The following is a 13953-nucleotide window of genomic DNA, read 5'->3' on the forward strand; positions in this document are numbered from 1 at the left end:
GTGAAATCCCCTGAACCCCTAGACGAGGCGACGGATGTCGGCTATGACGTCGGGCAACGAGCCGGGCGCGACGACGAGCCGTTTAGAATGGGTCGCATGACGAGCCCCGCCGAACACGAGAAACGAGCGCTGCGCGCCGAGCTCCGTGAGCGGCGGGAGCTGCTCACCTCCCTGGAGAAGGAGCGGTCGACCACCGGCCTGACGGACAACCTCCGAGCCCTCGTCTCCCGCTTCGGCGCGACCTCCATCGCCTGCTACCTCTCCTCCCCGAGCGAGCCCGACACCCGTCCCTTCCTCCAGTGGGCGCAGGAGGCGGGCATCCGCATCCTGTTCCCCATCACCCGCACCGACGGGCTGCTCGACTGGACGATCGGCGAAGAGGGCATCGAGACGGTGGGATTCGCCGGCACCCCCGAGGTCGTGGGTACCACCCTCGGTCCCATCGCGATCAACGACGTCGACCTCATCCTCGTCCCCGCGGCCGCCGTCGACGCCCACGGCATGCGCATGGGCTGGGGTCGCGGGTACTTCGACAAGACGCTCGGCTCGATGGAGCGCTGCCCACCCGTCTACGCCGTGCTGTACGACACCGAGATCCTCGACGAGGTCCCGAGCGAGATCCACGACGAACCCGTCGGCGGTGCCGTGACCCCGAGCCGCATCCTCGACTTCGACCAGGTCCGACCGCGCCGCTGAGCGCGCCGACCCACCACATCCCAGGAGACCCCGTGCCCACCTACGCCTACCGCTGCACCGAGTGCGGCAACGCCTTCGACGTCCAGCAGTCCTTCACCGACGACTCCCTCACCGAGTGCCCGGCATGCTCCGGCAAGCTGCGCAAGCTGTTCAGCGCGGTCGGTGTCACGTTCAACGGCTCCGGCTTCTACCGCACGGACTCCCGCGCCGGTGCCGGCAAGGGCTCGAGCTCCATCCCGGCCTCCTCGAAGTCCTCGGAGGGGTCGTCGAGCTCGTCCTCCTCGGACACCAAGGGCGGATCCTCCTCCTCGGGCGGCTCCTCCAGCTCCGGCTCCAGCGCCACACCGGCCTCCGCCGGGAGCGCCACGTCCTGAGCCGGTAGCGTAGCCAGGGTCCTGCCCATCCCCGATCCTCAGGGAGACCCCATGCTCAAAGGCTTCAAGGAGTTCATCCTCCGCGGCAACGTGATCGACCTGGCCGTGGCCGTCGTGATCGGGGCCGCGTTCACCGCCATCGTCAACTCGCTCGTCGAGAACATCTTCAACCCGCTGCTCGGGGCACTCTTCAAGGCGGAAAGCTTGAAGGACGCCTTCATCGTCGAGATCCCGACGCTCGCCGGCGCGACTGCGAAGCTCCAGTTCGGTGCGTTCCTCGGCGCGGCGATCCAGTTCGTGCTCGTCGCCGCCGTCGTCTACTTCGTCATCGTCCTGCCGATGAACCACTTCAAGCGCATCACGACGAAGCCGACCGTCGCCGACGAGCCGGCAGCACCGAGCGAGCTGTCGCTCCTCACCGAGATCCGCGACGTCCTGAAGACGGGCACGAGCGCTCCGCTGCCGCCCGCACGCGACGACACGACCGACGGCCGCTAGTCCGGCTCGTCCAGCAGCACCAACGTCCCGTCCCGCTCACCAGTGGGGCGGGACGTTGCGTTGCAGCTCGTCGTCGTTGCCACCGCCGCCCGCGGGCTTGGCGGTGCCACCCCAGGCGGCATCGGTGTCCTCCGCCGCCTTGACCGGACCGGCGGGCAGCTGCGGTGCGGGATCCGTCCCGGGAGCACCGGGGCGGATCGCCCGCCTCGATCCTCGGGGACGGACGATCCGTGGCTCCTGATCGTCCTGCATGATCAGCGTCCGACCATCAGTGGCGTGGGACCTGCACGGCGATCGGCGCGGTGTCGAGGTGCTCGGTGGTGTTCAGCCCGAGCACACCGGCCACGCGCTGCGCGACCGCCTCGGCGTCGGCGAAGAGGTCGAAGCTGTGGACACGGACGTAGTGCCAGCCGAGGCGGCGCAGGACGTCGGGCCGGAGCCGCAGCGACTCCCGGAGGCTCGCGTCGCCCAGCTCCTCGTCGCACTCGACGACGACGGCTCGGCCACCCCACGAGGCGACCAGGGCGAGCTTGCCGCGGTAGCCCATGTCAACCCGCATCCCGAGCGTCTCCAGGCGCGTCGCGAGGTCGACGAGCATCGGCTCGGCCTCGTGCGTCGCCTGATCCTCGGAGGCGCGTCGCGACGTGTCCGTGAGGATGCGTGCGAGAGCGAGGATGCCGTGCTGGATCCGGTTCTGGTCGAGGTCCTCGGGGCGGACACACGAGACGATCACCATGGACCGCCGTGCGCGCGTCATGCCGACCGCGAGCAGTCGGTCGCCGCCGGGCTGACCCAGCGCGCCGAAGTCGGACAGGACCCGTCCGTGCGGCGTGAGGCCGTACCCGATCGAGAAGATGACGCGGTCGCGGCTCTCGGCCACGGACTGCTCGAGCGTCAGGACGGTGAACGGTTCAGCCCGCTCGCGCAGGAGGAAGTCGGAGAGGTCGGCACGACGGGAGAACGCTGCGAGGACCGCCTGCTGGACCCGGACCGCGTGCTTGTCGCTCGCGGTCACGACCATCAGGGATTCCTTCGGGCGGTTCGAGGCGTGCTCGAGGACGAGTTCCACGACCCGTTCGACCTCGACGTCGACACTCTCCACCGCTCCGGTGACCGGGTCGGGCATGCCGAGCCCGCCGGGCACGTAGTCGAGGCTCAGGCTGCCGTGGCCCAGGAACGAACCCGCCCACGGCAGGGAGTCGATCTGGCCGCCGTAGAACCGCTCGTTGACGAGTTCTGCGAGGTCCTCGCCTCCCGCGCGGTAGGAGCGCGTGAGCATGAGGGTCGGCAGGACGGAGCTCAGCTGTTCGAGCGCCGACTCACGGTGCAGTTCGGCGATGTCGGCGTGCTGCTCGGGGGTCGCCTCCTGATCCGTCAGACGGATCTCGAAGGGCGACGGACTCTGCGTGACGGGGTCACCGAAGGCGACGACCTGACGCGCACGACGGATGGCGTCCACGTTCTCGGCGAGGAGCGTCGCCCCCGCGTCGACGAGGAAGACGGCGTCGAAGGACGCGCTCTCGGGGATGCGCGGCACCTCGTACGGCGAGACGAGCCAGACCGGCGCGAGGACACGGGACAACGTGGGGGCCGCCTGCTCGAGCTCAGCCGCTCGGAGCGGTCGATCGCGCTTGAGGAGCGAACGGAGCGCCATGCCCTCGGTGGCGTGGTCGACGAGACCGATCTTCCAGGTGTCGGCCAGCAGCGAGGCGAGGAGCTGCCCGGAGGCGGAGGCGTGCGCCTCGTCCACCAGCCGGAAGTCGGACTCGAGACGTTCGACGACGCTCGTGTTCGCGCCGAGCAGGCCGCGATCCTCGGTGAGCACGAGTTCGAGCATCGACTGCCACCAGGCGAGTTCGAGCTCGTCGGCGAGGCGCGTCCGCGGCACGTGCCGCTGTGAGAGGTCGATGATGAGCTCGCCGAGACCCTGCTCGCGCAGGCCGGCGAGGATCGCGGTGCGCTCCTGGAGGTTGTGGAGGACCTCGGACTCGGCGGCGAGCTCGGAGATCGTGCGGACGAGACTCGGGATCGCGAGGCGTCCGAGGCGGTCCGGGGTGTCGGCGATGCCGAGCGGCTGGTCGACCAGCTCGAGCTTCGCGGCGACCGTCTGGTACGCCTGCTCGACGTCCGCGATGCCGAGCGGCACCTCGGGCGGCGCGCCGGTCGTCACGTAACGCTGCCACAGGGTGCGCTGCTGCTGGATCCGACGGAGGGCGGCGTTCATGTCGGGCACGTGTGCGCCGGGCCGCAGGTACTCCTTCGCCAGGGCTTTCAGTCGCCGACGGCTCGCCGACGACATCGCGGCGGAGTCCTTCCGCGGGCTCGTCGCGACGATCAGGTCGGCGAGCGACCGGTCGAAGACGTCGGGCTGGAAGCGGTCGAGCGTCTCCCGGATGTCCGCGAGGAGTCGCAGGTAGATGCCCAGCTCGTCGATGGACTCGAACGGCCGCATCTGCGTCTGCCCGATGAGCCCGTACGCGCGCTCCAGGAGCTGCGGCAGGTCCTTACGGTGCAGGCGCTTGGCGAGGTCGTGGGTCTCCTGGGCTTCCGCGGTCGTGTCGAACGACGCGCCGTACCAGGGCGAGTCGCCCGGTCCGTAGCGGAATTCACCGAGGGCGGCCGCGCCTTCGAGCGCCTCCGCCGCGCGGGAGCGGCCCGCTGCGAGTCCGACGAGCGTCTGGCGGTCGAGTCGGACCAGGGTTCCCGGAGGGTGCGGCAGCTTGGAGAGCTTCGAGAGCGCTTCGAGTGCGTCGATGACCGAGACCCGCAGATCGGGGTCCTTCGCCTGCAGCGAGGTGCGGTAGTCGATGAGGACCCGACGCAGCCGGACGAGCGCGTCGTCGACCTCGCCGACCTGCGGCGGGATCGCCCGCTCGTTACGCGTGATCGCCTGGATGAGGTCGCGGCGGAGGGTCGACGGCGAGGCGCACAGCCCGGGCAGACCGACCTTGGTCAGGCGGTGGCGGATGCCCTCGAGCGTGGAGCGGCGCGGGCTGACGACGAGGACGCGCTTGTGCTGCGACGCGAGCACGCCGATCGCGTTCACGATGGTCTGCGTGCCGCCCGTGCCCGGAAGCGTCGTGACGACGAGCGAGTTGCCGGCACCGATCTGCGCGATGACGTTCTCCTGCTCGACGTCCGCGTCGAGCAGCAGGGTGTCGGTCGACGGCGGGCGGTCGTCCTGGCCCGGCGCGTCGACGGGCGTGAAGCTGCTGCGGACGAGGCCGACCGCACCCTCGTCGCCGGCGACGGCGTCGAGGATCGGGTGGTCGAGCTTGGCGGCGTCGTCGAGCAGGGAGTGACCGACGGCGGCGAACGAGGAGACGAGCAGACGCGGCTGGACGGTGAACCACTCGAGCCCGGCGGCGAGCGAGCGGAGGCGGTCGATGACGGGCTGCGGCTTGAAGACCCCGCCCGATTCGCTCAGCGCGACGAACTCGTCAGGATCGAGGACGATGCCGAACTGCTCGCGGAGGGCGCGGACGAGTTCCGGGTTCGCGGTCGTGGCGCCGCGCAGCTTGACCTCGTAGTCGCGACCGTACCGGCGGATGGCCAGCGGCCGGAGCAGGACCGGCGCGCTGAAGTCCTCACCCTGATGCGTCCACTGGGCGAGACCGACGGCGAGGTGGACGGCGTCGATGCCGCGGACGGTGGAGAGCTCGATGCCCTTCGTCGTGATGCGGTCGGCGGCGCGCTTCGCACCGCGGAGCGCGATCTCGTCGCGGATGAGGTTCGACAGCAGCGTCGACTTGCCCGAGATGAACTGCGGCAGACCACCGGGATGCGTCGAGCTGAGCTCCACCCGGGTCGTCGGGGCGTCCACGAAATGGAGCAGCGGCGAGGGGCCGCCGACCGTGCTGAGCTGCTGACGCCAGGCGTGCAGCGCCGTGTCGACCACGCCTGCCGATGCCGCCACGGGACCCTCGCGGAGTTGCGCCTCCGCTGCTTCCCGTTCGACTCCGGACGTCACGTCGCCGTCATCCCGTCTCTTCTCTAGCCGCCACACACTTGCACCATACGTGCCCGGTAGGGGAAACACCGGGAAGCGGTGCGGTTTTTCGCCGAGTCCGCCGAGGAAATGTGCGACGCGCGCGTCGTCCGAGGGTCAGGAGACGCCGAGGAGGCCGGAGAGCACCATCACCGCGGTGCCGCGCAGGACGATGTCGGCGCCCTGCTCGCTCATCCGGATCTGCACGCCGCCGTGGAACTCGGTCATCGTGCGCGCCCGCACGGTCTCGATCGCCGCGTCGAGGAGCACGCCGGCGAGCAGCTCCTCCGGGCCGCTCACGACGATCTCCGACAGGTTCAGCGCACCGACGATCGCGGCGAGCGAGACACCGAGGCGCTCCCCCGCGGCGCGCAGGATCTCCTCGCGACGCTGCTCGACCTCCGCGGTCGAAAGATCGCTCGCCTCGGCCGCCGCGAGGAGCTCGCGCAGGTGCGGCACGGCGAGCCAGGCCTCGAGACACCCCCGCTTCCCGCAGGCGCACAGCGGCCCGCCGTCGGTGCCGACGACCACGTGGCCGATCTCGCCGGCGGCGAACCGGCTCCCGAAGAGCGGATGTCCGCCCACGAGCAGCCCCGCCCCGACGCCGTTCCCGACGCTCACGAGCATGAGGTCGCCGTCCGCACCGCCGAAGCTGTACTCCGCGAGCACCGCGGCATTGGCGTCGTTCGCGACGAGGACCGGCACCTGGGCGACCTGCTCGATCGCCCCCTGGAGGTCGACGTCGGTCCAGCCGAGGTTCGGGGCGCTGCGGACCGTGCCGGTCATGTCGACGACGCCGGGCGAACCGACCCCGATGCCCAGCACCTCGACCGTCGCCTCCTCGACGAGGTCTGCGGCGAGCGCGACGGCCTTCGCGATCGCGTCAGCCCCAGTGGCACCGTCGAGCGGCACCTCGAGCATCGTCACGACCTCGCCGTCGAGGGTCAGCACAGCACCTCTGAACACCTCGGTGTCGGAGAGGTCGAGGCCGACGATCTGGAACTCGTCGCGGTTGATGTCGATGAGCGTGGCGGGCTTGCCCGGGCGAGAGGTCTCGCGGAGGCCGACCTCGACGATGAGGTTGTCCGCGATGAGCGAGGCGACGAGGTCGGAGATGCTCACCCGGGTCAGGCCGGTGGCTCGGGCGATGTCGGCGCGACTCATGGCCCCGCTGGCGAAGAGGGTCTGGAGGACGAGCGCCCGGTTGTGACCACGGGCGTGCTCCGGCAGGACCTTCGCATTCGGCCGCAGCCGCCGCGCCGGGGTGTACGAGAAGGATTCGATCCGCTCCGACGCGATCCCGCCGCCGCTTCCGAATCCACCAGCACTCATGCGATAAGTAAAGCAGGCTGCGCCTCATCGTGCGGCACCGCGATGTCACCCGATGGTCACCGACACGTCGCCCGCCGGGCACCGCTGCGACCCGTACGACGCGGAGCATCATGGGTGTGAGGATCGCAATCGTGACCGAGTCGTTCCTGCCGCAGATGAACGGCGTCACCCACTCCCTGCTCCGCATCATGGAGCACTTCGCGGACCGAGGGGACGAGGTGCTCGTCATCGCCCCCGGCGCCGGAGCCTCGACGCCGCGACTCCACGAGGGCTTCCGGGTGGACGGCGTCCCGTCGATCCCGCTCCCCCGCTACCGGAACGTGCGGGTCGCCGCCGGCGGGGTCGGCCGGATCACGGAGCTCCTCCGCGGCTTCCGCCCCGACGTGGTGCACCTGGCCTCGCCGTTCGTCCTCGGCTGGCGCGGTGTCCAAGCCGCCGAGCGCCTAGGCGTCCCGACCGTCGCCGTGTACCAGACCGACATCCCGGCCTACGCCGGACGGTACGGATTCCCGGTCGCCGAAGCGTTGCTGTGGCAGCACGTCGAGCGCCTCCACGGCCGGTCGACGCTCACGCTCGCGCCGTCACGGCAGTCGATCGCTCAGCTGGAGGCGCACGCCATCCCGCGGGTCCGCCTGTGGGTGCGCGGCGTCGACGCCGTGCGGTTCTCCCCGGAGCGGCGCAGCGAGGCCTGGCGTCGTTCCGTCGCTCCCGGCGGCGAACGGATCGTGGGCTACGTCGGTCGGCTCGCGGCCGAGAAGCAGGTCGAGGACCTCGCTGTGCTCGGTGGGCTCCCGGGCGTCAAGCTCGTCATCGTCGGCGAGGGGCCGCTGCGTGCCTCGCTCGAACAGCGGCTCCCGAACGCGGTCTTCACCGGATTCCTGGGCGGCGAGGAGCTGGCGGTCGCGATGGCGGGACTGGACGTGTTCGTCCACCCCGGCGAGTCGGAGACCTTCTGCCAGACCATCCAGGAGGCGATGGCCTCTGGCGTACCCGTCGTCGCGACCGGTCGAGGTGGGCCGGTCGACCTCGTCGACTCCAGCCGCACCGGGTGGCTGTACGAACCCGGCAGGCTCGAACAGCTGCGCGGGTTCGTCCAGGACCTCGTGGGCGACGAGGTGAAGCGGGCGGCGTTCGGTGCCGCAGCTCGGGCAGGCGTCCTGCCGCGCAGCTGGAAGAGCGTCAGCAGCGCCCTGATCGGGCACTACAGTGACGCCATCGAGCTGCACGAGGGCGCTCGGGCACGGCGGAGTGGTCTCGACCCGCGTGTTCAGGTGCCTCGGGTCACTCGCCCGGGTACCGGACGCCGATCTGGCGCCTGACCTCGTCGAGGGTCTCCATGATCGCGACCGTCTCGGCGAGCGGCATGATGTCACCGGAGAGGCGGCCCTCGGAGGCGAGCCGTTCGAGCTCCCACGCCTGGAAGTGCATCCCACGGCCGTCCACCTCGGAACGGTAGGTCTCCACGACCTCGCCGTCGGTGCCGAACACCCGGAAGGTCGTCGCCGTGTACCAGACGCGGTCGAACTCGATCCAGCCGTCGGTCCCGACGATGGCCGCGCGGTTCGGGCCGACGGTGTTGCTCGCCGACAGGGTGTTCGCCACCTGGCCGTCCGCGTAGCCGAAGAGGGTCGCGACCTGCATGTCCGCCCCCGTGTCGCGGAGCGCGGCCGTGGCCTGGATCGTCGTCGGGGTCCCGAAGACGGACGACGCGAAGGAGACCGGGTACACGCCGAGGTCGAGCAGCGCGCCGCCGCCCAGCTCGAGGTTGTTCATGCGGTGCTCCGGGTCGTCCGAGAGCAGTTGGGTGTGATCGGCGACGAGGCTGCGAGGCTGCCCGATGACGCCGTCGGCGAGCAGCTCGCGGAGCCGGACCATGTGCGGGAGGAACCGGGTCCACATCGCCTCGAGGACGACCAGGCCACGCTCCGCGGCGAGCGCCACGACCGCCTGCGCCTCGGCGGCGTTGAGGGTGAAGGGCTTCTCGATGAGGACGTGCTTCCCGGCGTCGAGCGCCAACACCGCCTGCTCGGCGTGGAACGGGTGCGGGGTCGCGATGTAGATCACGTCGACCTCGGGGTCGGCGGCGAGTGCCTCGTACCCCACGTGGACGTTCGGGATGTCGAACTCGGCGGCGAACGAGGCGGCGGTCTCGGCGGATCGCGAGGCGACGGCTCGGACGTCGAATCCGTGCCGTCGGAGGTCGGCGGTGAAGCTCTTCGCGACGCCGGCGGGGCCGAGGATGCCCCATCGCAAGCCGGTGGACGGTTCTGCCGCGGGGGTTCCCGTTCCGGTCCGGTCGATGTCCTGCTCCGTCATGGCTCTCCTTCGATGCGCGTTCCAGCAGCCTACTGGAGGGCCTCCGGCGCTCGGGATTTCGGGGCTAGCCCTGCTCGGGCTCGCGGCGCCTCGCCGTAGGCTGAGGGTTCGACCGAGCCCCGCCGACCGCGCTGAGGCCCGGTCCATCCTGGGGGGATGCGTTGTGGGGCCGAAGGAATCGACCGGACGTCGACGTGCGCTGTCGCACGCCCGGAACCTCGCGATCGGCGTCGTCGGTCTCCTCGCCCTGAGCGGCTGCGTCTCGGAGCCGGCCCCGCCTCCGGTGACGGTCGTCGTCACCCAGCAGCCCGACCCGTCGCCCTCGGTCGCCCCGGTCCCCACCTCGACCGCGCGCGACGCCCTGCCTCCTGAACCGGCGCCGATCGTGCCGAACGCGCCGGCGGAACCGGCGGAACCCCTTCCGGAGGGCCCCGCGTTCGACCTCGGGCCGCGGGACGGCGCGCTCGGTCCGGTCGTCTCGGACGCCGATGGCAACCCGCTCACCTACACGGTGGTCGCCGGCGACGTGTTCTTCGACATCGCGCAGCGCTTCGACCTGCCGCAGCAGCAGCTGCTCCGCATGAACCCGTCGATCCCCGGCCTCGGACTCGACATCTACATCGGCGACATCGTCAACCTCGACTGGACGACCACGCGTTGAGCCTCGGCGCCCGCCGGTGTCAGCCGAACGGGATGGTGCCGACGAGCACGCCGACGACGAGCATCACGAGCGAGACGATCGCGGCGCGCCACAGGACCTTCTTGTGGTGGTCGCCGAGGTTCACGCTGGCGAGCGAGACGAGCAGGAGGATGGCCGGCACGAGCGGGCTCTGCAGGTGGACCGGCTGACCGGTGATCGACGCACGCGCCATCTCGACCGGTTCGATGCCGAAGGTCGAGGCGCTCTCGGCCAGCACCGGCAGGATGCCGAAGTAGAACGCGTCGTTGCTCATGAAGAACGTCATCGGGATGCTGAGCACCCCGGTGATGACCGCGAGGAACGGACCGAGCTCCGTCGGGATGATGTCGACGATCCAGTCGGCCATGGCGGTGACCATGCCGGTCCCGTTGAGGACACCGATCAGCACACCGGCCGCGAGCACCATCGATACCACGCCGACGATGCTCGGGGCGTGTGCGACGATCTCCTTGGACTGCTGCGCGAGCCTCGGGAAGTTCACCAGGAGGGCGATGGCGGTGCCGACCATGAACACGTAGGGCAACGGGACGAGGTCGAGCACGAGCAACGTCATGACCGCGACCGTGAGCACGAGGTTGACCCAGATGAGTCGCGGGCGCAGGGTGTCGCGCTCGGGGTCGAGCATCGTGTCGGCCATGGCCGTGTCGTCGGGGCGGACGAGGGTCGCGAGGCGCCCACGGGCACTGGTCGAGAAGGTCGTCGACATGCCACCGGTGAGCGGGTGGTCGGCGGGCCCGGAACCCGAAGCCGGTGCTGCGACGCCGGAGGCACCGTCGCCGAGGAGGTCGACGCCCGCGAGGCGCTTGCGCTCCCCCAGCCCCAGGAACCAGGCGAAGGCGAACACGAGGACGAGGCCGGCGGCGAGCGACGGCAGCATCGGGACGAAGATCTCGGTGGGCGAGACGCCCAGGGCCGAGGCGGCGCGGACGGTCGGCCCACCCCACGGGACGATGTTGAGCGTGCCGTTCGCGAGCCCGGCGACGCAGGTGAGGACGACCGGGTTCATGCCGAGCCGCAGGTAGATCGGCAGCATCGCGGCGGTCGTCACGATGAAGGTCGTCGACCCGTCGCCGTCGAGTGACACCGCGCCCGCCAGGAGGGCCGTACCGACGACGATCTTCGCCGGGTCGTTGCCCAGCGCACGGACGATGAACCGGACGAGCGGGTCGAAGAGCCCGACGTCGATCATGATCCCGAAGTACATGATCGCGAACATCAACAGGGCGGCGGTCGGAGCGAGGCTGCCGATCGCCTCGATGACCATGTCGCCGAGCCCGAGTCCGGCGCCGGCGAACAGCCCGAAGACCGTGGGGACGATGATGAGCGCCACCATCGGGGTGAGGCGCTTCGTCATGATCAGCACCATGAAGGTGAGGATCATCGCGAATCCGAGAATGACCAGCATGTCGACTCCTTCGTCTGCGTGCACCGCGGTGTGCACGACGGGACGCCGCGCGGCGACACGGGCGATGGACCGAGCGCGGCGGGCGTTCCCGGAACCGTACGGGAGCGGCACGGAGCTGTCTCGCTTGTGGGCGTTCGGCTCGGATCTGCGGGTTACACCGCCTTCTGCGCATTCTGCTCATCACGCGGTCGACGCCGCCCATCGCCCCGGCGACGTACGATCGGAGCCATGATCGGCGAGGAAGCGGAGCGGCCAGGTCGGCGACGGGGCGGGCGCTCCAGCTTCGCGGCGCAGGTACTCGTACTGCAGCTGGTCGTCGTCATCGCGGTCGTCGCCGTGTGCACGGGCGTGTTCGCCTGGATGAGCAGCGAGCGCCTCGTGCACGAGGCCCAGTCCACCGCCCTCGCGATCGCTCAGAGTGTCGCGAGCGATCCCGACGTCCGCACCGCCGTGACGCTCGAGGCACGTACCCCGGGGACGCCGACGGCGGCCGACCTCCGGACCGGCCCCCTGCAGGAGCTCGGCCGTGAGGTCGGCGCACGGACCGGGGCGCTCTTCGTGGTCATCACCGACGAGCGCGGGATCCGTCTGGCGCACCCCGACCCCGACCAGCTCGGGCTCCGGGTGAGCACCAGTGCGGAAGCGGCCCTGGCCGGGACGGAGTCGGTCTCGTGGGAGACCGGCACCCTCGGGCCGTCCGCCCGCGCCAAGGTGCCCGTCTTCGCGGCCGAATCGTCCGACACCGGTGGGGCCGTGGTCTCGTCCGGCGCCGGCGAGGTCGTCGGCGAGATCAGCGTCGGGTTCGCGCCACAGCGCGTGTTCGCCGACGTCGTGGGCGAGACCATGCTGGTCGCGGGCGCTGCGCTGCTCGCACTGACGATCGGTTTGATCGCATCGATGCTCATCCGGCGTCGGCTGCGGCGGCTGACCCTCGGCCTCGGACCGGAGGAACTCGCCGCGCTCGTGCAGAACCAGGCTGCCGTCCTCGGCGGGGTCGGCGAAGGCGTCCTCGGTGTCTCGCCGGACGGCGTCGTGACGGTGTGCACCGATCAGGCGGCCAGGCTCCTCGGCATCGGGTCGGTCATCGGGCGCCGATTCGACGACCTCGACTTGCCCGAGCGACTGGTGGACCTCGTCGCGGACGACGCCGCGACCCCGACCTCGGCCCAGCTCGTCGTCGGGTCCCGCGTCCTCTTCGTCGACGTCCGGCCCGTGTCCCGGGACGGCGTCGACCTCGGTCGGGTGGTCGTCGTCCGAGACCGCACCGACGTCGAGGCGCTCACCCGGCGGCTCGACGCGGTCGCGACGATGACGACCGCACTCCGCGCGCAGCGGCACGAGTTCGCGAACCGGTTGCACGCGATCTCCGGCCTCCTCGAGACCGGGCAGGACGCCGAGGCCCGCGAGTATCTCGCCAACGTGCTCGATCACGGACCACTCAAGTACCCCGTCCAACACGCGGACCGCCTCACCGAGCCCTACCTCCAGGCCTTCCTCGGCGCGAAGGGCGTCGAAGCCGCGGAACGCGGGGTGCTCGTCACCATCGGCTCCGAGACCCTCGTCACCGGGTCCCTGTGCGATCCTGAGGACGTGACCACCGTCCTCGGCAACCTGCTCGACAATGCGGTGAACGCGGCCGTCGCCGGCAGGGTCCGACCGGCCTGGGTGGAGGTCGAGGTCCTCGACCACGGCACCGAGCTGCACTGCTCCGTGATGGACTCAGGTGACGGCGTCGCGGCGACCGGCCAGGACGACGCTCCACCCGCCGCCCCGACCAGCGACCAGGGCGACCCGGACGACGTCCACGGCCACGGGTTCGGTCTGCCCCTCTCACGCGACATCGCCCGTCGTCGAGGTGGGGACGTCTGGTTGGCCTCCCCCGGCGTCCGTGGCGAACACGGTGCGGTCTTCTGCGCGCGGCTCCCCGGGACGGTCGAGCCGGCGCCGTCCATGGCGGGAGACCGATGATGGCGGCCGATCTCACCGTGCTCGTCGTCGACGACGACTTCCACGTCGCCCGCCTGCACTGCCGGATCGTCGACGAGGTCGACGGGTTCCGTGCGCTCAGTCCTGCCGGGTCGGCAGCCGAGGCCGCACGGAGCATCGCCGCCGAGCCACCCGACCTCGTGCTCCTCGACGGCTACCTTCCCGATCGGAACGGGCTCGAGCTCCTCGTGGACCTCCCGATCGACACCATCGTCGTCTCCGCAGCGTCGGACGGTGCGTCCGTGCGCCGAGCGCTTCGTGCAGGAGCCCTCGGGTACCTGGTGAAACCGTTCCCGCCTCAGGTACTCCAGGACCGGCTCGCCGCCTACGCCCGGTTCCGGAACGTCCTCGACGAGGCGGTGAACGCCGATCAGGAGACGATCGAGCGCGCCCTGCGCATCCTGCACTCCGGCGACGCCGGGGCGACGACCCGGTCGAGATCCGCGACGGAGACGGCCGTCCTCGAAGCGGTGTCGGAGGCGGACGGCGAGCGCTCGGCCGCCGAAGTGGCCGAGCTGGTCGGCGTCTCACGCGCGACGGCGCAACGGTATCTCTCCGCGCTGGCCGCCCGAGGTCTCTTGACGACGCAGCTGCGGTACGGGACCACGGGGCGTCCAGAGCACCGGTACGCGCCGTCAGCCATCGGCCGCTGAGCCGT

12 protein-coding genes are annotated in these 13953 nt (G+C 70.8%); 7 read left to right on the forward strand and 5 right to left on the reverse strand.

What is annotated here, in order from left to right:
• Window positions 1-96 precede the first annotated feature (96 nt).
• The 3 genes from IFU11_RS04740 to mscL are packed head-to-tail and all read left to right on the forward strand — an operon-like array spanning window position 97 to window position 1568.
• On the forward strand, window positions 97-696 hold the full coding sequence (locus IFU11_RS04740; protein ID WP_085511023.1) for a 5-formyltetrahydrofolate cyclo-ligase: 600 nt from the start codon (window positions 97-99) through the stop codon (window positions 694-696).
• Window positions 697-728: 32 nt separating this feature from the next.
• Window positions 729-1070 carry an FmdB family zinc ribbon protein gene (locus tag IFU11_RS04745; protein ID WP_124768910.1) on the forward strand — a complete coding sequence of 114 codons (342 nt, stop codon included), beginning with the start codon at window positions 729-731 and terminating at the stop codon, window positions 1068-1070.
• A 51-nt stretch (window positions 1071-1121) separates the two neighbouring features.
• The gene (mscL, locus tag IFU11_RS04750) at window positions 1122-1568 is read left to right on the forward strand and encodes a large conductance mechanosensitive channel protein MscL (RefSeq protein WP_137242065.1); all 447 of its coding nucleotides are present in this window, start codon (window positions 1122-1124) and stop codon (window positions 1566-1568) included.
• 36 nt (window positions 1569-1604) lie between these two features.
• Here the strand turns inward: mscL and IFU11_RS04755 are convergent, their stop codons facing one another.
• The 3 genes from IFU11_RS04755 to IFU11_RS04765 form a co-directional block, all read right to left on the reverse strand.
• Window positions 1605-1820: a hypothetical protein gene (locus IFU11_RS04755; protein ID WP_137242067.1), complete on the reverse strand. Its 216-nt coding sequence runs from the start codon at window positions 1818-1820 to the stop codon at window positions 1605-1607.
• 16 nt (window positions 1821-1836) lie between these two features.
• Window positions 1837-5538, reverse strand: coding sequence for an AAA family ATPase (locus tag IFU11_RS04760; RefSeq protein ID WP_240043929.1), 3702 nt, complete (start codon window positions 5536-5538; stop codon window positions 1837-1839).
• 135 nt (window positions 5539-5673) lie between these two features.
• Window positions 5674-6888 carry an ROK family transcriptional regulator gene (locus IFU11_RS04765; protein WP_192018281.1) on the reverse strand — a complete coding sequence of 405 codons (1215 nt, stop codon included), beginning with the start codon at window positions 6886-6888 and terminating at the stop codon, window positions 5674-5676.
• Between the two features lie 116 nt (window positions 6889-7004).
• On the opposite strand from IFU11_RS04765, the gene IFU11_RS04770 reads away from it, so the two are divergent.
• Window positions 7005-8207 (forward strand): glycosyltransferase family 4 protein, encoded by a 1203-nt coding sequence (locus IFU11_RS04770; RefSeq protein ID WP_085511022.1) that lies wholly within the window; start codon window positions 7005-7007, stop codon window positions 8205-8207.
• On the opposite strand, the gene IFU11_RS04775 is transcribed toward IFU11_RS04770, so the two are convergent.
• Entirely contained in the window at window positions 8170-9204 is a 1035-nt protein-coding gene (locus IFU11_RS04775; protein WP_192018282.1) for a Gfo/Idh/MocA family protein, read from the reverse strand. The genes IFU11_RS04770 and IFU11_RS04775 overlap by 38 nt on opposite strands.
• Before the next feature lie 163 nt (window positions 9205-9367).
• Between IFU11_RS04775 and IFU11_RS04780 the strand changes: the two genes are divergently transcribed.
• A complete protein-coding gene (locus IFU11_RS04780) occupies window positions 9368-9865 on the forward strand; it encodes a LysM peptidoglycan-binding domain-containing protein (protein WP_161578542.1) in 498 nt (165 codons plus the stop codon).
• A 19-nt stretch (window positions 9866-9884) separates the two neighbouring features.
• On the opposite strand, the gene IFU11_RS04785 is transcribed toward IFU11_RS04780, so the two are convergent.
• Window positions 9885-11309 (reverse strand): CitMHS family transporter, encoded by a 1425-nt coding sequence (locus IFU11_RS04785; RefSeq protein ID WP_137242074.1) that lies wholly within the window; start codon window positions 11307-11309, stop codon window positions 9885-9887.
• Between the two features lie 228 nt (window positions 11310-11537).
• Here IFU11_RS04785 and IFU11_RS04790 point away from each other — a divergent pair, with 228 nt between their 5' ends.
• Together IFU11_RS04790 and IFU11_RS04795 are read left to right on the forward strand one after the other, a co-directional pair.
• Entirely contained in the window at window positions 11538-13277 is a 1740-nt protein-coding gene (locus IFU11_RS04790) for a sensor histidine kinase (RefSeq protein ID WP_192018283.1), read from the forward strand.
• Entirely contained in the window at window positions 13277-13948 is a 672-nt protein-coding gene (locus IFU11_RS04795) for a response regulator (protein ID WP_137242078.1), read from the forward strand. The genes IFU11_RS04790 and IFU11_RS04795 overlap by 1 nt, the downstream gene beginning before the upstream one ends.
• The last annotated feature ends 5 nt before the right edge of the window (window positions 13949-13953 follow it).

Origin of the sequence: Plantibacter sp. CFBP 8804, from assembly GCF_014841225.1 — a bacterium.
Lineage (GTDB): Bacteria > Actinomycetota > Actinomycetes > Actinomycetales > Microbacteriaceae > Plantibacter > Plantibacter auratus.